This window comes from Nonomuraea sp. KM88 (assembly GCF_052245635.1).
Lineage (GTDB): Bacteria > Actinomycetota > Actinomycetes > Streptosporangiales > Streptosporangiaceae > Nonomuraea.
Window position 1 is genome coordinate 180,851 of record NZ_JBQQCC010000002.1, and the last position, 21,925, is coordinate 202,775.

Consider the following 21,925-nt stretch of genomic DNA (forward strand, 5'->3'; position numbering starts at 1 on the left):
GGCCTTGCGGGGGCGGTGACGGCGGCGGATGCTGGGAGGGCAGCGACCCCCCAGCCTGGCGAGGTGTGATGTCCCGCCGCTCAGCCCTCGCAGCCATCGCCGTGCTGCTCCTCGTGACCGGCACGCTGACGATCCCGCGGACCAGCCCCGCCGCGGCGGAGGCCGAGGTCCGCGGGTTCGTCGACGCCCACAGCCACCTGTTCTCCTACGAGGCGTTCGGCGGCCTGCTGATGTGCGGGCGGCCGTTCCACGCGCAGGGCGTAGAGAAGGCCCTGACCGACTGCGCCGACCACCACCCGAACGGCGAGCTCGCCTGGTACGAGAACCTCACCCGCACCGGGTCGCCGACCGGGACCCACGACCCGGTCGGCTGGCCCACGTTCCGCGACTGGCCGGCGCACGACTCCCTGACCCACCAGCAGGCGTACTACACGTGGGTGGAACGCGCCTGGCGGGGCGGGCTCCGCGTCATGGTCAACCACCTGGTCGCCAACCGGCAACTCTGCGTCATCTACCCGCTGAAGCGGAACGCCTGCGACGAGATGGCCTCGATCAGGCGGCAGGCCGAGCGGGCCCGCGAGCTGCAGGACCACATCGACGCCGAGCACGGAGGCCCCGGGCAGGGCTGGTTCCGCATCGTGCGCGACCCGGCCGAGGCCAGGCAGGTCGTCCAGGCCGGCAAGCTCGCGGTCGTCCTGGGCGTCGAGACCTCCGAGCCGTTCGGCTGCCGCACGCTGCTCGGCATCCCCCGCTGCACCAGGGGACAGATCGACCGAGGGCTCGACGAGATGCACGCGCTCGGCGTGCGCAGCATGTTCGTATGCCACAAGTACGACAACGCGCTGTGCGGCGTGCGCTTCGACTCCGGCACGCAGGGCGCGATCGTCAACCTGGGCAACCTGCTCAGCGGCGGGTCGTTCTGGCAGGCCCGCACCTGCACCGGCCCGGCGCACGACAACCCGATCGACCCGGGCGGCGTCCTGCCCGATCCGATCGCCGGCCTGCTCCCGCCCGGCGTCTCGCTCCCGCTCTATCCGCCGGCGCCGCACTGCAACACGAGGGGCCTGACCGAGCTCGGCGAGTACATGGTCAAGGGCATGATCGAACGCGGCATGCTGGTCGAGATCGATCACATGAGTGTGAAGGCCGCGGAACGCACGCTCGACCTCCTCGAAGCCGCCCGGTACCCGGGCGTGATCTCCTCCCACAGCTGGACCGACCCGCACTTCTTCGGGCGCGTCTACGCACTCGGCGGCATGATCACCCAGTACGGGCACGACGCCGAGCACTTCGTCGCCGAGTGGGCCCGCACCGAGCCGCTCCGGCGGGAGCACCGGATCGCCGGTTACGGCTACGGCCTGGACGTCAACGGGATGGGGAGGCTGCCCGGGCCGAGGGCCGGCAACTCCGGTAACCCCGTGACGTACCCGTTCGCGACCTTCGACGGCGGCGAGCGCCTTGACCGGTTGCGCACCGGCGAGCGGGTGTGGGATGTCAACACCGACGGGGTCGCCAACTACGGCCTGGTACCCGACTGGATCGAGGACATGCGGATCATCGCCGGCGACGAGATCGTGCGGGACATGGCGGCGGGCGCCGAGGCGTACCTGCGGATGTGGGAGGCGGCGAGTTCCTCTCGATCATCGACCTGAAATATCGGTATAATTCCGGCCGCATCAGGCTGACGAAAGTTCTCACTTCCGTGCTCGCCACCGTGCTCGTCACAGGATGCCAGCTCGGCCAGCCATCCTCGCCGCGATCCACGGAGGAGGACGCGCCCTCCAGGTCCGAGCCGGTCAAGCAGGCGACCACACCGGCCACCACACCGGCCACCACACCGGCCACCATCCCTCCTGACCAGGTCCTGGCCGGCCGGGAAGGGACGTTCGACGGCCACACGTTCAAGGTGGAGATCGTCCAGCTGATCCGCAGGGAGCGGTTCGTCAACCTCACCTTCACCGTCACGGTGACGAAGGAGGGCGGAGACCCGCTCGGGTGGCAGGTGAACAACGCCTTCTCGGCCGTCCCCTCGCCCAGGCCGACCGTGGACGATCAGCTAGCGCGCTCGTCCTGTCGTTGCTCGTGACGCTCACGCCCACCACCTCGCCCTCGCAGCCCGTCCAGGTGCCCGTGGAAGGAGGGGAGCCGGCCACCGCGCCGGTGCTCGACATCAGCGGCAAGATCCTCGACATCTCCGAGCGGATCTCCAACCTCGACGAGTCGGTGACCAACGAGACCAGCGGCAGGGAACGCACGATCACGGTGGCCGCCGACGTGCTGTCCGCCTTCGACAAGGCCACGCTGACCGGCAAGGCCAAGAGCCGGCTCGCGCAGGCCGCCGAGCTGCTCAAGGCCGAGGCGGCGGGCAAGCCGGTGAAGATCGACGGCTACACCGACACCAAGGGCTCCGACTCCTACAACCTGGAGTTGTCGCGCGAACGGGCGGACGCGGTGCGCGACGCGCTCGGCGAGCTCGTCCCGGACACCGACTTCGCCGTGGCCGGCCACGGCGAGGAAGACCCCGTCGCGCCCAACGTCCTGCCCGACGGGGGCGACAACCCCAAGGGCCGCGCCAGGAACCGCAGGGTGGAGATCAGCTTCACCCGCTGACCCGGCTCACATCCCCGCCGTCAGCCGGGCCACCACCCGCATCTTGTTCATCGCGTCCAGCGCCGCCACCTTGTACGACTCGGCCAGCGTCGGATAGTTGAACACGGCGTTGACCAGGTAGTCGACCGTGCCGCCGCAGCCCATGACCGTCTGCCCGATGTGCACCAGCTCCGTCGCCCCCGTGCCGAACACGTGCACGCCGAGCAGCCGCCGGTCCTCCGGCGACACGAGCAGCTTGAGCATGCCGTACGAGTCGCCGATGATCTGGCCCCTGGCCAGCTCGCGGTAGCGGGAGATGCCCACCTCGAACGGCACCTTGTCGCGGGTCAGCTCGTCCTCCGACCTCCCGACGAAGCTGATCTCCGGAATCGTGTAGATCCCGATGGGCGGCAGGTCGTCCATGTCGCCGACCGGCTCGCCGCACGCGTGCTGGGCGGCCAGCCGGCCCTGCTCCATGGACGTGGCCGCCAGCGCGGGGAAACCGATCACGTCGCCGACCGCGTAGATGTGCGGCACCTCAGTGGCGTAGTCGCCGTCCACGGAGATCCGGCCGCGGTCGTCGGCGGCCAGGCCCGCGGCCTCCAGGCACAGCTCGGCCGTCTTGCCCTGCCGGCCCGCGGAGTACATGACGCAGTCGGCCGGGATCTTCTTGCCGCTCTCCAGCAGGGTCAGCGCACCGCCGGGGCGGCGTTCGACGGCGGCGACGTTCTCGCCGAACCTGAAAGTCACCGCCAGGTCGCGCAGATGGTATTTCAGCGCCTCCACGATCTCCAGGTCGCAGAACTCCAGCATGCGCTCGCGCCGCTCGATCACCGTCACCTTCGTGCCGAGCGCGGCGAACATGGAGGCGTACTCGATGCCGATCACCCCGGCGCCCACCACGACGAGCGTCTCCGGCACGCGGTCGAGGTGCAGGATGGCGTCGGAGTCGATGACCGTCCTGTCGTCGAACTCGACGCTCGCCGGCCGCGCCGGCGACGTGCCCGTGGCGATCACGATCTTCTCGGCGGTGACCTTCGTCTCCTTGCCCTCCTCGTGGACGACGCCGATCGTGTGCGCGTCCAGGAACCGGCCCGTGCCCTGCAGCACCGCCACCTTGTTACGGGCCAGCTGGCTGCGGATGACCTGGATCTCCCTGCCGATCACGTGCTGCGTGCGCATGCCGAGGTCGGCTACGGTGATCTCTTCCTTGACGCGGTAGCTGGCGCCGTACAACTCCCGCTGGTTGAGGCCCGTGAGATAGAGCACGGCCTCGCGCAGGGTCTTCGACGGGATCGTGCCGGTGTTGATGCACACGCCGCCGATCATGTGCCGCTTCTCGACTATCGCTACGTTCTTGCCTAGTTTCGCCGCCGCGATCGCGGCCTTCTGCCCGCCCGGACCGGAACCCAGGACCACCACATCGAAATCCGCCACACCGACCAGTCTGGGGGTGGCACGGCGACGGGGAAAGCCCTCTCCTGCAAGACTCCGTCATGTGACGCGCGCATTCAGCCAGGTGGACGTCTTCACCGCCGTCCCCTATCGCGGCAACCCGCTGGCCGTGGTGCTCGACGGCGAAGGCCTGAGCACCGAGGAGATGCAGCGGTTCGCCGCGTGGACCAACCTGTCGGAGACCACGTTCCTGCTGCCGCCGGCCACGCCGGAGGCCGACTACCGGGTGCGGATCTTCACCCCGGACAGGGAACTGCCCTTCGCCGGGCACCCGACGCTGGGCACCTGCCACGCCTGGCTCGAGGCCGGGGGAGTGCCGCGCGAGGGCGGGGAGATCACGCAGGAGTGCGCGGCGGGGCTCATCCGGTTGCGCGGGACGGACGCCGGGCTCGCGTTCCAGGCGCCGCCGCTGCTGCGCTCGGGACCCGTCGAGGACGAGCTCGTCGAGCGGATCGCCGAGAGCCTGCGGATCTCGCGGGACGACATGGTCGACGTCGAGTGGGCCGACAACGGCCCCGGCTGGGTGGCGGTGCTGCTCGCCGACGCCGACGCGGTGCTCGCGCTCAGCCCCGGACCGGTCCCGCACGACGTGGGCGTGGTGGGACCGTACCCGGAGGGCGCGCCGTGCGCCTTCGAGGTCCGGGCCTTCACCCCCGCACAGGACGCCTTCGTCGAGGACCCCGTGACGGGCAGCCTGAACGCGTCGCTGGCACAGTGGCTGCTCCGGACCGGCCGGGCCACGGCGCCGTACGTGGCCAGCCAGGGCACCGCGCTCGGGCGAGCGGGACGCGTGCACGTCTCCACCGGCGAGCAGGGCGAGGTCTGGGTGGGCGGCTCGGTCGTCACCTGCGTCAGCGGGCGGGTCGTCCTGTGAACCTGACCTCGTCACCCGGCCTCAGCTGCGCGGCCACCGGCAGGTCCGCGGCCGTCACGACGGCGATCACCGGGTAGCCCCCCGTCGGTGGATGGTCGGCGAGGAAGACGATCGGCTGCCCGCTCGGAGGCACCTGCACGGCCCCGGCCACCATTCCCTCGCTCGGCAGCTCCCCCTCCTTGGTCCGCACCAGCTCGGGCCCGCTCAGGCGCACGCCGACGCGGTTGCTGTCCTGGCTCACCACGTACGGCCCCGCGCCCAGCGCCTCCGCCGCGTCCGGCGTGAACCAGTCGTCGCGCGGCCCCGGCAGGACGCGCAGCACGGCGGGCCGGGGCCCCGGCAGGGGGGCGAGGTCGGCGACGATACCGGTCACGGTGCCCGCCGCGGTGTCACCCCGCGGCGGGCCGACCGGCAGCAGCGCGCCCGCCCGCAGCGGCTCGGGGCCGAGCCCCGACAGCGAGTCGGTGGACCGGCTGCCGAGCACCGGTTCGGCCGCGATCCCTCCGCGCACGGCCAGGTAGGTGCGCAACCCCCAGGCAGGCGTCCCCAGACGCAGCTCCGCCCCCGCGGGCACCCAGAACGGCACACCCATGCCTGCCCGCGCGCCCGCCTTCCTGGCGGCCTCGAGCGGACCCGTGCCCTCCCCGCCGGGGGCGACCGCCACCGCCACCGGGGCGCCGGTCAGCGCCGCCCACCCGCCGTCGTGGAAGCGCAACCAGGCCCCGCCGAACGTCAGCTCGATCCCCGCCAGCCCTTCCGCGTTGCCCACGAGCCGGTTGGCCAGCCGCAGGCTCGGCGCGTCGGCCGCCCCCGAACGGGGCACGCCGAGGTGGGCGTAGCCGGGCCGCCCGAGATCCTGCACGGTCGCGTACGGACCGGGCGCCAGCACCTCGATCATCACGTGCCCGTGGCCTCACTCCGTCCGGCGGGCTCGGTCGCCATCTGCCACCCTCTTCCTCAGCAGCCCTGGTAGCCCGCCTTTCATGACGGCGGCGCTCCCTCGCGTACGAACCGCACGCGCATGCCCGGCCTGAACAGCGACGGAGGGTCGGCCGTGACGTCCCACACCCGCACGGACGTGCGCCCGAGCAGCCGCCACCCGCCGGGCGAGGCGGTCGGATAGACCGCGGAGTAGGGGCCCGCGATCGCCACGGACCCGGCGGGCACCGACGTGCGCGGCGTGTCGAGCCTGGGCGACTCCAGCACCGGATCGAGCCCGGTGAGGTAGGCGAACCCCGGGGCGAACCCCAGCCACCCCACGACCAGCTCGCGCCCGGAATGCCGGGCGATGACCTCGTCCGCGGAGATGCCGGCCAGCGCCGCCACCGAATCGAGATCCGCGCCGTCATAGGTCACGGGAATCGTCACGACGGGCCCCTCGGCCGACCCGGCGCCGGCCCTGCCGCGCTCGTCGGCGACGAGCGCCGCCAGCCGATCGCGCAACCACGCCTGATCCGCCCCGGGCGCCACCACGAGCACGGTCGCGGGCCCCGGCACGATCTCCGCCACCCCGGCGGGCCGGTCCGCCCGCAGCGCCGCGTCCAGCCGGTGCGACAGCTCGAGCGAGCCCGTCTCGACGAGCAGCCCGTGCTCCCCGGCCCTGCGGATCACGTGAACGCCTGCAGGACGACCCCGGCCGCCAGCAGCGCGTCGCGGACCCCCTGCGCCAGCGTGACCGCGTCAGGCGTGTCTCCATGGACGCAGATGGAACGGGCGGTCAGCGGGACGGAACTCCCGTCGGAGGCCGTCACGGAGCCCTCCACGGCCATCTGGCGGGCACGGGCCGCCACCACGGCGACGTCGTGGATGACCGCGCCCGGCTCCCTGCGCGAGACCAGCATCCCGGCGGGGGTGTAGGCGCGGTCGGCGAACGCCTCGTTCACCGTCGGCACGCCGGCGGCGGCCGCCGCCTCGTGCACGACCGAGCCGGGCAGCGTGAGCACCGGCAGCGAGGGATCGTAGTCGGCGACCGCGTCGATCACCGCGCCTGCCTGCACCTTGTCGCGGCAGATCCGGTTGTAGAGGGCGCCGTGGGGCTTGATGTAGGACACCCGGCCGCCCATCGCCCTGGCGATGCCGTCGACGGCCGCGAGCTGGTAGAGCACTTCGGCGCAGAGCTCCTCCGGCTCGAGCTCCATCTCCCTGCGCCCGAAATGCGCAAGGTCGCGGTAGGACACCTGCGCCCCGATCGCCACGCCGCGGTCGACGGCCGCCGCGCACGTGCGCCGGATCGTCACCGGGTCGCCGGCGTGGAAACCGCAGGCGACGTTGGCGCTCGTGACGATGTCGAGCAGCGCCGTGTCGTCGCCGAGCCGCCAGATGCCGTAGCCCTCGCCGAGATCCGCGTTGAGGTCGATCACCATGGCACCATCATGGCGCTTCACGGCCGGCGCGGTGCGACGAACAGAGTCTGAGTGGCCGTCCCCACCTCGCCATTCTCGTCATACAGGGTCGAACGGGTCAGCCCGCGGCCGGCTGGGCCGAGCACGGTCGCCGCCTCCATACAGATCCACTCCGTTTCGGGCGACCGGAACAAGGAGATCGTCAGGTCCACGTTCACGAAGAGGTGCGTCGCGAAGTCGACGGCGAGGCTGACGCCGTTGCCGCTGTCGGCGAACACCGCCAGGCGCTCCAGCGGGGTGATCTCCTCGCCCTCGACCAGCGGCATGCCGAGCCTGCCCCAGACCGTGGCGGGGCCGGGCGCCATGGGGCTGCCGGTGACGAAACGCCAGTCGAGCGCCCTGCCGTACCCGAAGCCGGAGCCCAGCCACGAGCGCGCGTGCTCCTCGGAACGGGGCGGGACCGGCGCGGGCGGCTTCTGCGCCGGGGTGGCGGGTGTGCCGGCCTCGCGGATGCGCCAGGCACTCGCCCTGGCGAACTCGCGGCCGCCGGAGTGGACGCTCGCCGACAGGCACTGCACACGCTTGCCGTCACGGGCGACGTCGGTCTCGACCCGCAACTCGGCCACGGGCACGGGCGCGAACACGTCGACGACCAGCCTGGACAGCTGGAGGCCGGGCCGCGGCGCCGTGCGGGCCAGCTCGTGCACGAGCAGGGCGGTGACGGGACCCATGTGCTGCGAGCCGGGATCCCACGGGCCCTGGGTGTGCTCGGACGCGCGGTAACGGCCTTCGCCGACGCGGCTGTACATCGCCATAGAACGAAATTCTATGGCGTGCTAGATCCCGTCGGGAATGTCGGCGATGTCGTCGAGAGCCGCGGCGAGCTCCTCCGGGTCGTCGCCGATCCGCTCGGCGATCTCGATCAGCACGTGGAGCACGTCGTGGCGGTCGTGCCCGAGATCGAGCAGGCGCTGCGCGGCCTCCCACAACTGCGGCGGGTCGCCCTCCCACAGCCGGGTGGCGATCTCCTCGTGCCAGGCCAGGTGCTCCTGGTCGATCACGCCGCCGTGGTCGATCTCGAGCAGCGTGCGACGGTCGGCCTCGTCGGCGGGGTTGAGGTGGTCGAGGTCGACGCCGTTGTGCGTGCCCTGCAGGAAGGGGAAGGCGAAGACCCGCCTGGCCAGGGCTGACAGGTCGCCGTCCGGCAGCAGGCGCTCCAGCAGCGGCCGGTCGAGGCCGAACGAGGTCGGATCCCGGTAGGCCTCGGGGAACTTGCCGATGGCCTCCCACACCGCGTCGAGCGTGGCCTTCAGCCCTTGCTCGGGCAGCCCCGTGCGGTGGGCGGCGAAGCGCACCCACGCGGCCAGCACGTGCGGCATCGCCTCCTGCTCGGCCACGCTCAGCATCACCTTGCGCGGCAGCCAGTCGAGCAGGAACGTCTCGCACTTGGTGGGGCTGACCCGCAGCGGCCGGTTGAAGTCCTGCTCGCAGCCGTAGTCGATGATGTGGTCGGCGCAGCGGGACGCGGCCGAGGGGTCGGACAGGTGCTCGGCCGCGTCGGAGGCCAGGAACTCCGCCGCCAGCATGGCCCGCCGCTCCCTGCTGTAGGGGGCCTCGATGTGCAGCGGCGCCGGCCGCTTGCGCCCGGGCGGCAGCGCCTTCAGCCTGGCCCTGGCGAACGCGTGGTAGGCGCTGTAGCTGTCGCTCACCGGCGGCGGGGTCTTGGGCTCCTTCGTGGCCTTCATCGCCGACTCGAGCAGCGCCCTGGCCTGCTCCGGCTGGATCTCCTCGAACAGCAGCATCGGGTTGCCCGCCGCCTCGGCCCTGGCCTGCTCGAGCAGCTTGTCGACCTGGGAGGAGACCCAGGCGTCGCGGGTCATGCCGCTCATGTTGTAGTCGACGACCATGACGAGCGCGTGGCGGTCGGCGGGGGGCTCGCCGTCGTTCCACCGGTAGGAGAACGTGCAGATCACCGTGTCCTGGTCGCCGTAGGCGTCGCGGGAGACGTAGCAGCCGGCCGGTTTCACCGCGCCCACCCGGTCGGCCCAGCCCGGCCTGGCCACCCCCGACTCCATCATCGCGAGCGCCGCGCCCTCGGCCTTGGCGCCCTGGCGGGCCGTGCCCAGGTAGGCCAGGCACATCAGCAGGGTCAACGAGGCCGGCGTGCCGGCCTTGGCCGCGTAGTCGACCAGCCCTTCGCCGAGGACCTGCTCCACGTCGCCGCCCCGGACCCGCCGGCCCCACCACGCCCCGATCATGTCGGAGACCATCAACTCCGCGTCCAGAGGAGTGCGTACGGCGAGCAGCTCTCGAGCCGCCTGCACCATCTCCTTGAACACGTCGTCGGGCGGAGTGCTCTCCCGGGGATCTCGTCGGTGTCGGCGCACGCCCTCACTCTCTCGTATTCCAGGCACGAACGGTGCGGAGAACACGGCCCGGTGACCCCGATGTTATCGACAGGATCAGCCGTGACCCGCGTCCGGCGTCCTGCGGGAACACGCCGCGGGACGCTCGCGACGTCACGTCAACGGGAGCTCCGCGGCGGAGGCGCGGAGTTCACGATCGCGAGTAGGTGCTCGCGGGCGATGCGTTCGACGATCTCCGGGGTCGCGGTGACGCCCAGATGCTGCGCACACGCGCACACGTCCGCCACGCAGCGGTCGATCGTGTCCACGGGTACGGTCAGGAACTCTTCGGCCAGCCTGAGACTGACCGGTTCGCGCAGGAACCGTGTGGCCAGAGCGAGCATAGGAGTGAGATTCCTCTGGAGACCTAAGGGCAAACCCCTAGGAACGTCTGCAGGGCGACTTGCGCTCTCATTCCACCCTTTCTCGGACGGGTGTCAAGCCTCCACGACGCCTGTGTTCACTTCACCCGGTGCCCTTTCATGCGAAGCTGTCTCCATGCGCATCCAGCTCGCCCAGCGGAGCGAGGCAGACGAGCTCCTCGGCCGCAGCCCGCTCGCCCTGCTCGTCGGCATGCTGCTCGACCAGCAGGTCCCCATGGAGTGGGCGTTCACGGGGCCTCACACCATCTCGCAGCGGCTGGGTCACGACCTCACCGCCGAGGAGCTCGCCTCCTACGACCCGGAGGAGTTCGCCGCGCTGCTGGCCCAGCCGCCGGCCGTGCACCGCTATCCCAAGGCGATGGCGGGCCGCGTCCAGCAGCTGGCGGCCTACCTGGTGGAACACTACGACGGCAGGCCCGAGCGGATCTGGGCCGAGGCCGCCGACGGCAAGGACTTGTTCAAACGACTGAACGCCCTTCCGGGATACGGCAAGCAGAAGGCCCAGATCTTCTTGGCATTGCTGGGAAAGCAGCTGGGGGTCCAGCCGTCAGGCTGGCGAGAGGCAGCCGGGCTCTACGGCGAGGAGGGTGCACACAGATCGGTCGCCGACGTGGTCGACGCCGACAGTCTGAGCCGGGTGCGCGCCGCCAAGCAAGAGGCCAAGCGCGCGGCCAAGGCCCGATGACCGTGGCGGGCAAGCGTCCCGGCAATCGGGCGCGGTAACCTGATCTTGCTGCGCAAAGTGGAGCGACTTTGACAGGATGCGTAGACCCTAGAGGCGACCGGGCACCGGCGGGGGCTTCCGTCCGCGCGTGCCCATCGCCGATGATGTACTGCAGGATCCGGTCGCCCGGAGCTGCGCTACGCCGATACACGATTATGGAGATGTGCCGCGTGGGAGACCCTGGCACGCGACGGAGGTGCGGACCATGAGCGCCGAGACCTCCGTTCCCCGTCCCCGGGAGTCGGATGTGGACATCTCAGACTCCGCCCTCTTCAAGGGCATGTTGTCGGAGGCGGAGTTCGCCTTCGCGTTCTTCGACGCCGACGGCCGCGTCCAGCGGGTCAACGACGTCTTCAGCGACGTCGTCGGCGTGCCCGCGGAGCGCATGGCGGGCCGCCAGCCCGTCGAGGTGCTGGCCGCCGACCTGAGCCAGCTCATCACGCACGCCGTGCAGGCCGTCATCGAGAGCGACGCGCCCGTCACCGAGGGCCGCGTGCGCGTGCGGTCGGCGGAGGGCGACACCCGGCACTGGTCGTTGTCGTTCTCGCCGGTCCACGACGACGCCGGCGAGCTGCGGGCGATCGCGCTGATCGGGCTCGACGTGACCGAGAGCCGCCAGACCGAGGAGGCGCTGCGCCGCAGCGAGGAGCGCTACCGCTCGCTGGTCGAGGCGCAGTCGCAGCTGGTTTGGATCACCTCGCCCACGGGCGCGGTCGTCGAGGACGCGCCGCAGTGGCGCGCCATCACCGGCCAGGGCCTGGAGGAATACCTCGCCAACGGCTGGCTGGACGTCGTGCACCCGGAGGAGAGCCAGCAGACCGAGGAGGCCTGGAGGGAGGCGCTGCGCGGGCGCACCATGTTCGAGTGGAACTACCGCGTGCGCACCCGTGCCAGCGGCTACCGCCACTTCGAGGTGCGGGCCGTGCCGATCATCCGCCACGGCCGCGTCGTCGAGTGGGTCGGCGCCAACACCGACGTGACCCCGCAGCGCGAGGCCGAGGAGATGCGCGGCAGGCTGACCGACCAGCTCGGCGCCGCCGCCCTGCGCACCGCCCGGCTGCAGGGCGCCACCGCCATGCTCGCGGAGGCGCTGACGGTCGAGCAGGTGGTCCAGGTCATCATCGACGTGGGCCGCACCGCCCTGGCCGCCGACCGCTCGGCGGTGGCGCTGCTCGACACCGACAGGGCCGCGCTCAAGCTGATCAACGGCGAGGGCATCCCCGAGGCGTCCGGTCCCTCCGGCGAGGAGATCCCGCTGTCCAGCTCCAGCGTGATGACCATGGCGGTCAACAGCCGCAGGCCGGTCTTCGCCGAGTCTCCCGAGTCGCTGAAGGCCCAGCTGCTGGAGGCGGGTGGCGACGAGGACGTCCTGGGCAACTACCTCGCCAACAGCGACGAGCGCGCGTGGGTGGGGTTGCCGCTGCTGGCCGCCGGACGGGCTTTGGGAGCGCTCCGATTCTCCTTCACCCGGCCCCAGAAGATCTCCCAGGAGGACGGCGTCTTCCTGGAGGCGCTGGCCGGCCAGTGCGCCCTGGCGGTCGAGCGGGCCACGCTGTTCGAGCGTGAGCACCGCACCGCCGAGACGCTGCAGCGCAGCCTGCTGCCCGACCGCCTGCCGGTGGTCAAGGGCCTCGTGCTGGCTCAGCGCTTCCGTTCGGGCAGCCGCCACGTCCAGGTCGGCGGCGACTGGTACGACGCCTTCGTCCTGCAGGACGGGCGTGTCGCGGCTGTCGTGGGCGACGTCATGGGCAAGGGCGTCAAGGCCGCCGCCGGCATGGGCCGCATCCGCAACGCCATGCGGGCCCTGGCGCTGACCAACCCGCCGCCCGCGGCCGTGCTCACCGGGCTCGACCGGGTCTTCGAGGCCACGGAAGAGGAAGAGCAGGTCACGACCCTGGCCTACATGGTCGTCGAGCCCGTCACCGGTGAGGGCACGCTGGCCGTGGCCGGACATCCGCCGCCCGTGCTGGTTTCGCCCCAGGGCACGGCGATCCTGTGCGACGCGGAGCCCGGCACTCCGCTAGGCTGGCCGACCAGCCGCAGGCAGTTCCGGTTCGTGGTGCCGCCCGGCCATACAGCCGTGCTCTACTCCGACGGGCTCGTGGAGAACAGGAAGCGCGGGCTGGATGCCGGTCTCGCAGAGATTTGCAGTGTTGTGACCGAAGCGCCGCCTGAAGTTGTGAGTAGTCCTCACATGTTGCTGGACTTCCTGGTTGACCGGATGTTGTCTGGATATGAGCAAGATGATGACGTTACCGCGCTAGCAATTCACGTGCCACCAGCCACGAAGAGTGACTGAATGAAACAGTCATAACGGTTGCTTTCGGGTATCGGTGCCCCGCTTACGTACGCACTACTGTCTCGGTCGGCCTAGGGTGGAGGTCAACCGCCGGGAGGTGGCCGTATGGAGTGCGGGGTCGTGCCACAATGCTGTGCAGGTCCGTCGCGGTCCGCACGGCCTCACCGATCTCCGAGAGAGGCAACAGCCCCCCAGCGGGCATCTGGGTCCATTGTCGCCACGCGTTCGTTCGAGAGGTGTTCGTGTCGCCTGCAAGTTCGACTCGCTCGAAGCCACAAGAGCTGAACGAGCCCGTCATTCAGCGACTGCTCGAGCGTGGGCGCTCGCAGGGTTTCCTCGAGTCTGAGGATGTCCGTCAGGCCTTCGAGGAGGCGGACATCCCCATGTCGCACGCCGCCGCGTTCTTGCGGAACCTCAGCAAAGAGGGCGTGACCGTGGTGGTGACCGCCGCGGATTCGGCTGCGCCGAAGAAGTCTCGTGGTCCAGCAAAGCGCCGCACCGCCGCCCCCGTCAAGACCAAGACGGCGGCGGCCGCCAAAGAGCAGCAGCCCGAGACCGTGACCGCGGTCGTGGGCACCGCTGAAGCCGAGCCGGCCGCCAAGAAGGCGGCCCCTGCCAAGAAGGCCGCTCCGGCGGCGAAGAAGGCCGCGGCCGCCGCCGCCGCCAAGAAGGCCGAGCCGAAGAACGCTGGGCCTGCCGAGACCAAGCCCAAGGCACCCGAGGCCCCGCGCGCCGACGGAGACGACGAGGACATCGAGCTCGACGGCGACGTGGAGCTGGAAGACCTCGAAGACATCGAAGTCGACGACGAGGAGATCGTCGCCGAGGGCGACTCCGAGTCGGAGGGTGACTCCGACAGCGACGACGAGACCGAGGAGCCCAAGGCCGCCGAGGTCACCGTGGAGAAGACCGAGGAAGAGGTCCTCATCCTCTCCGACGACGACGATGACGCCCCGGTGGCGCAGGTCGCCGCCGCCGGCGCCACCGCCGACCCGGTGAAGGACTACCTCAAGCAGATCGGCAAGGTCCCCCTGCTCAACGCCGAGCAGGAGGTCGAGCTGGCCAAGCGCATCGAGGCGGGACTGTTCGCCGAGGAGCAGCTCGGCGGCGGCGAGACCGAAGGGCTCCCGGTCGATGTCAAAGCCGAGCTCGAGTGGATCGCCGAAGACGGCCGCCGTGCGAAGAACCACCTGCTGGAGGCCAACCTCCGGCTCGTGGTCTCGCTGGCCAAGCGCTACACCGGCCGCGGCATGTTGTTCCTCGACCTGATCCAGGAAGGCAACCTGGGCCTGATCAGGGCCGTCGAGAAGTTCGACTACACCAAGGGCTACAAGTTCTCCACCTACGCCACGTGGTGGATCCGGCAGGCGATCACGCGTGCCATGGCCGACCAGGCGCGGACCATCCGCATCCCGGTCCACATGGTCGAAGTGATCAACAAGCTGGCCCGCGTCCAGCGGCAGATGCTGCAGGACCTCGGCCGCGAGCCCACGCCGGAAGAGCTGGCCCGCGAGCTCGACATGACGCCCGAGAAGGTCGTCGAGGTCCAGAAATACGGCCGCGAGCCCATCTCCCTCCACACCCCGCTGGGCGAGGAGGGCGACAGCGAGTTCGGTGACCTCATCGAAGACTCCGAGGCCATCGTCCCTGCCGACGCCGTCAGCTTCACGTTGCTCCAGGAGCAGCTGCACTCCGTGCTCGACACGTTGTCGGAGCGGGAGGCGGGCGTCGTCTCGATGCGCTTCGGGCTCACCGACGGCCAGCCGAAGACGCTCGACGAGATCGGCAAGGTTTACGGGGTCACCCGTGAGCGCATCCGCCAGATCGAGTCGAAGACCATGTCCAAGCTGCGCCACCCGTCACGCTCCCAGGTCCTGCGCGACTACCTGGACTGATCGACCGCATCACCCCGCCGCCCCGCCCGGACCCGTCCGAGCGGGGCGGCGGCGTCTGTAGGTCATGAGACACGCGCAGGCCGAGCGTCGTGAGCAGCTGCTGTCGAGACGTGCACGTCGAGCATCTGTGATACGAGACGTGCACGTCGAGCGCCGGGAGCGGTGGCTAGGAGACGTGCACGTCGAGGGTCCATGAGCGGCCGGCGCGCGTGGGCGCTGTCGCTTCGACGCGGTAGCCCAGCGCGTCGAGCACCTTGACCAGTTCATCGGGGCTCGTGGGCGTGGTGTCCTGCCGCAGGAGGGCTCGGGCGATCTCGCCTCGGGTGGCCTTGGCCATGTGACTGACCACCTTGCCGTCCCTGAACACCCGGACCGTCGCCGAACGCTCCCCAGGCAGCCAGGCGCTCGCGTAGGTGGCCGAGCGGAGATCCACCACCAGCCCCGGGATGCCGTCCAGCACCTTCGAGACCTGCGGCCGCCAGAACGCCCCCAGCCCTCCGAGCGGAGGGAGGTTGACGCCCATCGACAGGCGGTAGGGCGGGATCCGGTCGGTGATCCGCACCACACCCCAGAGGCCGGAGAAGATCAGCAGCGACTCCTCGGCCCGGCTGCGGGCCTCGCCGCCCAAGGTGCGCAGCCCGAGGTTGTCGTAGAGCACGCCGGTGTAGAGGTCGGCGGCGGGCAGCGTGGGAGCCGTCTTCAGTGCGACGTTCCTGGCCAGCTCTCCCGCCAGGCCTGGCGTCAGGCCGAGCACGTCGATGGCGTCACGGCGCCTGGACGCCCGCACGAGCGCGCTCATCACCCGCTTGCGGGATCTGTCCAGGGCGGGGAACGACAGCTCGCCGACGGGCGGGCCGCTGCCTTCCGCCGCCTTCCCCTCCGACGGCGGCAACAGAATCAGCACAGCCCCAGCCTAGGGGTTGCTCATCATTCTTCACGGCAGGCCAAGTGGGCCCCAGCCGCCGACCGGGGCCGGGCTCTGTCCAGGGAGACGCTCACCAGGTGGAGACGGCTGAGCGCCGCGACGGCGCCTCCTGGGCCGTCCGCTTCGCCGAATCGATGGCCATCGTCCGATCGCGGGGCCGTCCTGAGACCTCGTCCGTTGGCTCCTGCCCTCGTTCCGTCCCCTGTTCGTGCCTTCTCCCCTGGGGGAATGCCCGCCAGCCTGGATGGCCGTTCTCGGGATGGCCGTTCGTCGGGATGGCACGTGTCGTGGGTGCGGAATGCCGAGTTGGCCTAATTTGTGTGGGAGGGCGTGGTTTCGGGGGTGCCGGGTGGTTCGTCGGGGTGGTGGGCGAGGTGGTTAGGCTGCGCGGATGGACTTCGACGTGCTGGTGCATGAGGCCTGGCCTGCCTACGAGCAGCGCGTACATGACGGATGGGTGCTGCGTTACGCCGGTGGCGTGACCAAGCGGGCCAACTCCGTGCTGCCGCTGCACGCCCCTGCCGATCTCGGCGGCGCCATCGAGGCCGCGGAGGCGTTCTACGACACGCGCGGGCAGCGCTGCGTCTTCTCGCTGGGGCTCAACGCCGCGCCCGGCCTGGACGAGGAGCTTGAGCGGAGGGGGTACGACCTGGTCGATCCGACGGTGATCATGGCCGGCGCGCCGGGGAACGCGCCCGGATACAAGGTCAGGATCCAGGATCGGCCGTGGCGGGGCTGGCTGGAGACGTGGTGGGCCGTGGACGGGCGCTACGGGGCCGGCGTCGAGGACGCCGAGCGCATCTGCACCGGAGTGCCGGCCTGGTATGCGGCGTACGAGGAGGATGGTGTGGCGTTGTCCGTCGGGAGGGGTGTGCCGCAGAAAGACATGCTGGGGGTCTACTGCATGGCCACGTTGCCCGGCGCCCGCCGGCGAGGGCTGGCGCGCGCGGTGCTGCGGGCGCTGGTCGGGCACGCGGGCGCGCGCTCCGCCTACCTGGTCACCACCGCCAGGAACGAGGGAGCACAGGCCCTCTACCGGGGCGAAGGGTTCGAGATCGCGGGAAGCTATCACTACCGTGTGGCCGGCGTGCCGGTCCGGGCAGCGGATGCACCGGCCGGGTGACGGGCGCACCTGCTTGGAAGGGGTCAGCGGCGGCCGCGCTGTTACGCGCTATGTGGTTATCTCATCACGACCAGCGCCGGTCAGCGCTCGTCGTTGGGGGCAACAGTTGGGGTTTCGCTGAGGCGAGCCGACTCGTCCAGGATGTCGGCGCCCTTTTCGCGCAGCGCTGCGATGTGCTGACGCCCATGATGGGCGCAGAACAGCAGCTCCCCACCCACAGGCAGGGTCGCGCGAATGTAGGCCTGGGCACCGCAGCGGTCGCAGCGGTCGAGGGCCGTCAGCGGCTTAACGGGGGCGAGAGCTCCAGTCACGTATCGCCTTTCGGGTCACCCCCGCCGAAGCGAGGATCTGGCGTCAGTCACTTGGAACAACATCTAACCGGACGTGGACGTTCCCAACCGCCCCCTCTCTACGCCCAGAGCAGAATGTGTCCGGAAGTAATGATGATCAGGCGCTTGGTAACAGGAAACGCGGCTCCATGGCAAGCTTGTACGCGCGCGTGTGGGAAGAACGGTAAGCTACGCACACGTGTTCGATGCCTAGACCCAGGGGAGCTGGAGTGACGCTAGTGGAGGCGGGTTACACGGCTCGTCACCTGTCGGTGCTTGAGGGCCTCGAGGCCGTTCGCAAGCGGCCCGGCATGTATATCGGGTCCACCGACAGCCGCGGGCTCATGCACTGCCTCTGGGAGATCGTGGACAACGGGGTCGACGAGGCGCTCGCGGGCCACTGCGACCGCATCGAGGTCGAGCTCCACGCCGACGGCTCCATCGAGGTGCGCGACAACGGCCGCGGCATCCCGGTGGACGTCGAGCCCAAGAGCGGCCTGGCCGGAGTGGAGCTGGTCTATACCAAACTGCACGCGGGCGGCAAGTTCGGCGGCGGCGCCTACGCCGCGTCCGGCGGTCTGCACGGCGTCGGCGCCTCCGTGGTCAACGCCCTGTCCTCACGGCTCGACGTGGAGGTCGACCTCCACGGCCGGGTGCACGAGATCAGCTTCCGCCGCGGCGTCACCGGCATCTTCGACGGTGAGGGGCCGACGGCCAAGTTCAAGAAGAAGTCCGGGCTGCGCGTCGGCGACAAGCTGCCGAAGAACGTCACCGGCACGCGCGTGCGCTTCTGGGCCGACAAGCAGATCTTCCTGCCCGACGCCGAGGTCTCGCTCGACGAGATCCACGTGCGGCTGCGCCAGACCGCGTTCCTGGTGCCGGGGCTGACCCTGGCGGTCTATGACAGTAGGCACGAGGAGTGCATCGAGGAGGAGTTCCGCTTCGACGGCGGCATCTCCGAGTTCACCGAGTTCCTGGCCCGCGACGAGGCCGTCTGCGACGTGCTGCGCCTGCAGGGCGCCGGCCACTTCCACGAGACCGTGCCGGTCCTCGACGACCAGGGCCACATGACGCCCACGCAGATGGAGCGCGAGCTCCTCGTCGACGTGGCGGTCCGCTGGGGCAAGGGCTACGAGTCGACCGTGCGCTCGTTCGTCAACGTCATCGCCACGCCCAAGGGCGGCACCCACCTGACCGGTTTCGAGCGCGGGCTGGTGCGCACCGTCAACGAGGTGCTGCGCGAGACCCGCCTGCTGAAAAACGGCGACGATCCGGTGACCAAGGACGACATCTCCGAGGGCCTGACCGGCGTGGTCACCGTGCGCGTCCCCGAGCCCCAGTTCGAGGGCCAGACCAAGGAGGTGCTCGGCACCTCCGCGGCCACCCGCATCGTCTCCCACGTGGTCTCCCGCGAGCTCAAAGAGCTGTTCGCCAACCCGCCGCGCGGCTACAAGCAGCCTCTCAGGGCCGTCCTGGAGAAGATCGTCGCGGCGGCCAAGGCCCGCATCGCGGCCCGCGAGCACCGCGACAACCAGCGGCGCAAGAGCGCGCTGGAAAGCTCCGCGCTCCCGGCGAAGCTGGTCGACTGCCGCAGCGACGACGTCGACCGCAGCGAGTTGTTCATCGTCGAGGGCGACTCGGCGCTGGGCACGGCCAAGCTGGCCCGCGACTCGGAGTTCCAGGCGCTGCTGCCGATCAGGGGCAAGATCCTCAACGTGCAGAAGGCGTCCGTGAGCGACATGCTCAAGAACGCGGAGTGCGCCGCCATCATCCAGGTGGTCGGGGCCGGCTCGGGGCGCTCGTTCGACATCGAGGCGGCCCGCTACGGCAAGGTCATCCTCATGGCCGACGCCGACGTCGACGGCGCCCACATCCGTTGCCTGCTGCTGACCCTCTTCCACCGCTACATGCGGCCCATGGTGGAGGCGGGGCGCGTGTTCGCCGCGGTGCCGCCGCTGCACCGCATCGAGCTGACCAACCCCGGCCGGGGCAAGGAGAAATACATCTACTGCTACTCCGACGGAGAGTTGCAGAAGGTGCTGCGCGATCTGGAGCGGCGCGGCAAGCGCTGGAAGGATCCGGTGCAGCGTTACAAGGGCCTGGGCGAGATGGACGCCGACCAACTGGCCGAGACGACGATGGATCCCCGCCACCGCATCCTGCGGCGGGTCCGCATCGAGGATGCCGAGGGCGCCGAGGGCATCTTCAGCCTGCTGATGGGCAGCGACGTGGCGCCGCGCCGCGAGTTCATCGTCAACAGCGCCGCCGAGGTGGATCGCGACCACATCGACGCCTGACGCTCTCTGGCCCCGCCTATCGCCGGAGCACCTCCGCGGCGACGCACAGGGCTCAGCCTTCTGAGTCTTCCAGGCATGCCCGGGAGATGTCTGGCCCTGCGGTGTGCGGCGCTGGAGAGGCCCCTGAAGGGCGAAACGATCCCCCTCTGAGCCCCCCAAGGTCGTTTCGACGGTGGCGTGGCGACAGGGGCCGTTGGGGCTGCAGAGAGGCGTGCGCGGGCGATGGAGGGCCGGCTCAAGGCTCCTGCGGGCCCGCGTACCGAGCGCCTGGCCCAAGCAGGTGCCGATGCCGCGCTGACATTGCAGCACAACCAGCAGCGTGCCGATGAAGTGGTCGAGCAGATCAAGCCGGCGGGACGGAGGGCGATCGCCGTGCGGGCGGACAGCGCGACCCGGCGGCGGCGGGGCGCCGCAGGCTACGGGCGGCGTCAGGCCACGTTCGCCTTCTTCACGATCCGGTGTAGGCGAGGGTCGCCGGTGTCGCGGTCGCGCCGGGCGATGTGGCGGCGTTTCGCCTCCGCCCTCTGGCCCCCTGCTTGTCCCGCCTGGCGGTAGGCCCTGGCGGTCCTCCAGCACGCCGACTCCTCCGCGGCATGAGTCCGCGACGCCGCTCCTCCGGGCGGTTGATCCGCCGGAGGAGGTCTCGGCGGTCGGTCGAGCGTGCGGTTCGGCGGCCGGTGCGTGCGTTCACCGCGCAGACCCGGGAGCCGGGCAGGTCGTCTCCGACGGGACGTCAGGCCGCGTCGGACACCTGTCTCGGGGCCGGGGTCAGCCGGCCGGTGTGGACGTCGTAGATGGCGCCCGTCACCGGCAGGTCCTTCGGCAGGAAGGGGGTGCTGCGGATCCGCATGAGGTCGTGGCGCAGCGCCTCGTCCTGGTCGGGCACGGTGTGAAACTCGAGGCTGCGGGTGTCGACTCCCTGCCCGCTGGTGAGCGCGTGCACGTCGGAGTCCGTCACCTTGGACATGCCGCAGTCCGTGTGCGGCATCACCAGCACCCGATCGACGCCCAGCAGGTAGACGGCCAGCACCAGGGTCCGCAGTACGTCGTCCGTCACCCGGGCGCCCGCGTTGCGGAGGATCTTGGCGTCGCCCGGTTTGAGACCCAGCAGCCCGAGCGGGTCGATGCGGGAGTCCATGCAGGTCACCACGGCCAGCCCGCGGGCCGCCCGGCCGGTGAGGGTGGAGTTCTCGAACTCCTTGGCGAACGTCGCGTTGGCGGCGTACAGGTCGTCGAACGCTGTCATGACCACAAATATCCCTCACCCGCCGAATTTCATGCTCTCCGGGGGTCACGAATGGCCCGACTTGGCAAACCTCCCACGAATACCCATCGCTCTGCGTGATGATGTCGTAGCCGTATGTACGGGATCGAAGAAGGTTGCTCGTGAGTAGGTCCGAATCCCTTGCCGCGTTTCTCCGCGTTCAAGCCTGGCGTCGCCTCGACCGCGTGGAGTCGAACGACGGTGGCCGTAACGCCAGGAGCGCGCTGGCGCTCCTCGACACCGCCGCCTACGCGGCCGGTCTCCCCGACGACGATCCGCTGATCATCATGTTGGATGAGGCGGGTTGCTACGGGCCGCTGGGCTGCGAGGGCTTCGACCCGGGGGAGGCGGGCACCCGGCTGATCCGGCGCTGGGAGGGCGGCGAACCGCACGAACTGCTGCTCGCGATCCCGTCCGCCATCGCGGCCTCCGGTTGAGGGGACACGCGGGCGATCAGGCGGGTGCGTTGCCCGGCTTCCACTTGATGCCGCACCCGAGTGACGGGTGTTGTTCTTCCGGCACCGGGTTGCCCGCCAGCACGGCGTCGATGGCCGCCCGCAGGGACGCGCCGGTCACCGGTTCCGCGTTGCCCGGCCGCGAGCCGTCGAACTCTCCCCGGTAGGCGAGCCGCATCTGAGCGTCGTACAGGAAGAAATCGGGCGTGCACGCCGCCCGGTAGGCCTTGGCCACCTCCTGCGTCTCGTCCAGCAAGTACGGGAACGTGAATCCGGCTCGCTCGGCCTGCTCCGCCAGGTGTGCCGGTTCGTCATCCGGGTAGTTCACGCTGTCGTTGCTGGAGATGGCGACGACCGACAGTCTCGCGCCGTAGCCGGCGGCCAGGGCTCCGATGCCGTCCTCGATATGCCGTACGTAGGGGCAGTGGTTGGACAGGAAGATCACCAGTGTGGCGGGAGAGCCTCTGAGGTCCTCCAGCGAGACGCTCCCGCCGTCGATGGCGGTCAGGTCGAAGTCCGGCGCGGGAGTGCCGAGCGGGACCATGAACGAGTTGGCAGCCATGGCA

The 21,925-nt window shown here is 70.4% G+C and carries 21 protein-coding genes; 10 read left to right on the forward strand and 11 right to left on the reverse strand.

Annotation, left to right across the window (positions count from 1 at the left end):
• Positions 1–68: 68 nt before the first annotated feature.
• From ACTWPV_RS06580 to ACTWPV_RS06590, 3 genes are all read left to right on the forward strand, one after another.
• On the forward strand, positions 69–1,652 hold the full coding sequence (locus ACTWPV_RS06580; protein ID WP_443151024.1) for a Coagulation factor 5/8 type domain-containing protein: 1,584 nt from the start codon (positions 69–71) through the stop codon (positions 1,650–1,652).
• A 62-nt stretch (positions 1,653–1,714) separates the two neighbouring features.
• A complete protein-coding gene (locus ACTWPV_RS06585) occupies positions 1,715–2,086 on the forward strand; it encodes a hypothetical protein (protein WP_443151025.1) in 372 nt (123 codons plus the stop codon).
• Positions 2,083–2,610, forward strand: a complete 528-nt coding sequence (locus ACTWPV_RS06590) for an OmpA family protein (protein ID WP_443151026.1) — start codon at positions 2,083–2,085, stop codon at positions 2,608–2,610. The genes ACTWPV_RS06585 and ACTWPV_RS06590 overlap by 4 nt, the downstream gene beginning before the upstream one ends.
• Before the next feature lie 6 nt (positions 2,611–2,616).
• On the opposite strand, the gene sthA is transcribed toward ACTWPV_RS06590, so the two are convergent.
• Entirely contained in the window at positions 2,617–4,026 is a 1,410-nt protein-coding gene (gene sthA, locus ACTWPV_RS06595) for a Si-specific NAD(P)(+) transhydrogenase (RefSeq protein WP_347646990.1), read from the reverse strand.
• A 61-nt stretch (positions 4,027–4,087) separates the two neighbouring features.
• On the opposite strand from sthA, the gene ACTWPV_RS06600 reads away from it, so the two are divergent.
• Entirely contained in the window at positions 4,088–4,918 is an 831-nt protein-coding gene (locus ACTWPV_RS06600) for a PhzF family phenazine biosynthesis protein (RefSeq protein WP_443151027.1), read from the forward strand.
• On the opposite strand, the gene ACTWPV_RS06605 is transcribed toward ACTWPV_RS06600, so the two are convergent.
• The 6 genes from ACTWPV_RS06605 to ACTWPV_RS06630 form a co-directional block, all read right to left on the reverse strand.
• Positions 4,896–5,816, reverse strand: a complete 921-nt coding sequence (locus tag ACTWPV_RS06605; protein ID WP_443151449.1) for a biotin-dependent carboxyltransferase family protein — start codon at positions 5,814–5,816, stop codon at positions 4,896–4,898. The two genes, ACTWPV_RS06600 and ACTWPV_RS06605, sit on opposite strands and share 23 nt — an antisense overlap.
• A gap of 83 nt (positions 5,817–5,899) precedes the next feature.
• Positions 5,900–6,529 (reverse strand): 5-oxoprolinase subunit B family protein, encoded by a 630-nt coding sequence (locus ACTWPV_RS06610; protein ID WP_347646988.1) that lies wholly within the window; start codon positions 6,527–6,529, stop codon positions 5,900–5,902.
• Complete coding sequence (locus ACTWPV_RS06615) at positions 6,526–7,281, reverse strand: LamB/YcsF family protein (protein ID WP_443151028.1); 756 nt, start codon at positions 7,279–7,281, stop codon at positions 6,526–6,528. The genes ACTWPV_RS06610 and ACTWPV_RS06615 overlap by 4 nt, the downstream gene beginning before the upstream one ends.
• A 17-nt stretch (positions 7,282–7,298) precedes the next feature.
• Positions 7,299–8,075 (reverse strand): thioesterase family protein, encoded by a 777-nt coding sequence (locus tag ACTWPV_RS06620; RefSeq protein ID WP_347646986.1) that lies wholly within the window; start codon positions 8,073–8,075, stop codon positions 7,299–7,301.
• 21 nt (positions 8,076–8,096) lie between these two features.
• Positions 8,097–9,587, reverse strand: coding sequence for a hypothetical protein (locus ACTWPV_RS06625; protein ID WP_443151450.1), 1,491 nt, complete (start codon positions 9,585–9,587; stop codon positions 8,097–8,099).
• Between the two features lie 197 nt (positions 9,588–9,784).
• Positions 9,785–10,009 carry a hypothetical protein gene (locus ACTWPV_RS06630; RefSeq protein ID WP_132597337.1) on the reverse strand — a complete coding sequence of 75 codons (225 nt, stop codon included), beginning with the start codon at positions 10,007–10,009 and terminating at the stop codon, positions 9,785–9,787.
• A 154-nt stretch (positions 10,010–10,163) separates the two neighbouring features.
• Here ACTWPV_RS06630 and ACTWPV_RS06635 point away from each other — a divergent pair, with 154 nt between their 5' ends.
• The 3 genes from ACTWPV_RS06635 to ACTWPV_RS06645 all read left to right on the forward strand — a co-directional run bounded on the left by ACTWPV_RS06635 (position 10,164) and on the right by ACTWPV_RS06645 (position 14,966).
• Positions 10,164–10,733: an HhH-GPD-type base excision DNA repair protein gene (locus ACTWPV_RS06635; protein ID WP_443151029.1), complete on the forward strand. Its 570-nt coding sequence runs from the start codon at positions 10,164–10,166 to the stop codon at positions 10,731–10,733.
• 244 nt (positions 10,734–10,977) lie between these two features.
• On the forward strand, positions 10,978–13,071 hold the full coding sequence (locus ACTWPV_RS06640) for a SpoIIE family protein phosphatase (protein WP_347646984.1): 2,094 nt from the start codon (positions 10,978–10,980) through the stop codon (positions 13,069–13,071).
• 242 nt (positions 13,072–13,313) lie between these two features.
• Positions 13,314–14,966: an RNA polymerase sigma factor gene (locus ACTWPV_RS06645; RefSeq protein WP_347646983.1), complete on the forward strand. Its 1,653-nt coding sequence runs from the start codon at positions 13,314–13,316 to the stop codon at positions 14,964–14,966.
• Positions 14,967–15,132: 166 nt separating this feature from the next.
• On the opposite strand, the gene ACTWPV_RS06650 is transcribed toward ACTWPV_RS06645, so the two are convergent.
• On the reverse strand, positions 15,133–15,870 hold the full coding sequence (locus tag ACTWPV_RS06650) for a YaaA family protein (RefSeq protein WP_443151030.1): 738 nt from the start codon (positions 15,868–15,870) through the stop codon (positions 15,133–15,135).
• 412 nt (positions 15,871–16,282) lie between these two features.
• On the opposite strand from ACTWPV_RS06650, the gene ACTWPV_RS06655 reads away from it, so the two are divergent.
• Positions 16,283–17,014 carry a GNAT family N-acetyltransferase gene (locus ACTWPV_RS06655; RefSeq protein WP_443151031.1) on the forward strand — a complete coding sequence of 244 codons (732 nt, stop codon included), beginning with the start codon at positions 16,283–16,285 and terminating at the stop codon, positions 17,012–17,014.
• A gap of 80 nt (positions 17,015–17,094) precedes the next feature.
• Here ACTWPV_RS06655 and ACTWPV_RS06660 read toward each other — a convergent pair whose 3' ends face one another.
• Positions 17,095–17,325 (reverse strand): DUF7455 domain-containing protein, encoded by a 231-nt coding sequence (locus ACTWPV_RS06660; RefSeq protein ID WP_132342023.1) that lies wholly within the window; start codon positions 17,323–17,325, stop codon positions 17,095–17,097.
• A gap of 224 nt (positions 17,326–17,549) precedes the next feature.
• On the opposite strand from ACTWPV_RS06660, the gene ACTWPV_RS06665 reads away from it, so the two are divergent.
• Positions 17,550–19,640 (forward strand): DNA gyrase/topoisomerase IV subunit B, encoded by a 2,091-nt coding sequence (locus ACTWPV_RS06665; RefSeq protein ID WP_443151032.1) that lies wholly within the window; start codon positions 17,550–17,552, stop codon positions 19,638–19,640.
• 733 nt (positions 19,641–20,373) lie between these two features.
• On the opposite strand, the gene ACTWPV_RS06670 is transcribed toward ACTWPV_RS06665, so the two are convergent.
• On the reverse strand, positions 20,374–20,886 hold the full coding sequence (locus ACTWPV_RS06670; protein WP_347646979.1) for a beta-class carbonic anhydrase: 513 nt from the start codon (positions 20,884–20,886) through the stop codon (positions 20,374–20,376).
• 203 nt (positions 20,887–21,089) lie between these two features.
• Here ACTWPV_RS06670 and ACTWPV_RS06675 point away from each other — a divergent pair, with 203 nt between their 5' ends.
• On the forward strand, positions 21,090–21,341 hold the full coding sequence (locus ACTWPV_RS06675; protein WP_347646978.1) for a hypothetical protein: 252 nt from the start codon (positions 21,090–21,092) through the stop codon (positions 21,339–21,341).
• Positions 21,342–21,357: 16 nt separating this feature from the next.
• On the opposite strand, the gene ACTWPV_RS06680 is transcribed toward ACTWPV_RS06675, so the two are convergent.
• Positions 21,358–21,921, reverse strand: coding sequence for a thioredoxin family protein (locus tag ACTWPV_RS06680; RefSeq protein ID WP_443151033.1), 564 nt, complete (start codon positions 21,919–21,921; stop codon positions 21,358–21,360).
• Positions 21,922–21,925: the final 4 nt, after the last annotated feature.